At 40.1% G+C, this 786-nt stretch carries 1 protein-coding gene; it reads right to left on the reverse strand.

Annotated features, from left to right (window positions below):
- On the reverse strand, positions 1-646 hold a 646-nt coding region (locus ASJ81_RS14310; RefSeq protein ID WP_170943324.1), incomplete at its 3' end, for a reverse transcriptase N-terminal domain-containing protein.
- Positions 647-786 lie beyond the last annotated feature (140 nt).

The raw sequence follows: 786 nt of genomic DNA on the forward strand, positions 1-786 counted from the left end.
TTTTATCCATTGGAATGTTGTCTAGTAGCCACTGATGATTTATATTATCGAAACAACCCCGAATATCACCTTCCAGAACCCATTGTGGAGAAACTTTCCGACTCAGAATTCTGAAAGCTTGTTCGTGGCAATCTTTAGGACTTCGGTATTTCCGAAAACCAAAGGATCTTAAATCGGATGTTGCCTCGGCTACGGGTTCAAGAGATAATGCATATATGTATTGCATAGCACGATCATGCATTGTAGGGATGCCTAACGGACGTTTCTTCTTTTTACCAGCTTTGCTGATAAACACCCGAAGAAGGGGTTTAGCTTTGTATCCTTTATCTGTAAGACGAGAAACAGCTTTCATTTTGGCTTCAGGTGTTTTCCAGTGTTCACCATCAATTCCAGCTGTTCTTTTACCTCGGTTAGTGGTTATTCTCCTAACAGCCAGTAGTTTGGCAGAGTAAGAGTGGATAAGAAGATATTGTAGTTTCTTAACAAGATGCCATTTGTTTGCTATTACTGCCTTTGTAATCCTGGTTTGCAAGTTATTAACGCCCTTTTCGACTTTTTTCCAGTCGATATTCTGCCACTGTTGGTGAAGTTGGGCATTTGTAAGTTTCTTATCCTTTACAGATATCGTTGAGGGACTTACATTCATAAGTTTGCATCCTTCATACAATAGAACACAATCAGTAAGTCTGCATCCTTTCGGATTGAGGCAAAGTTGGAACCTCTATCCAACCTATTACGGGTTAGTATTCGCTTTTTACTGAATCCTCTACCCTCTATGCCATCGAT

Source organism: Methanosarcina spelaei, from assembly GCF_002287235.1.
GTDB lineage: Archaea > Halobacteriota > Methanosarcinia > Methanosarcinales > Methanosarcinaceae > Methanosarcina > Methanosarcina spelaei.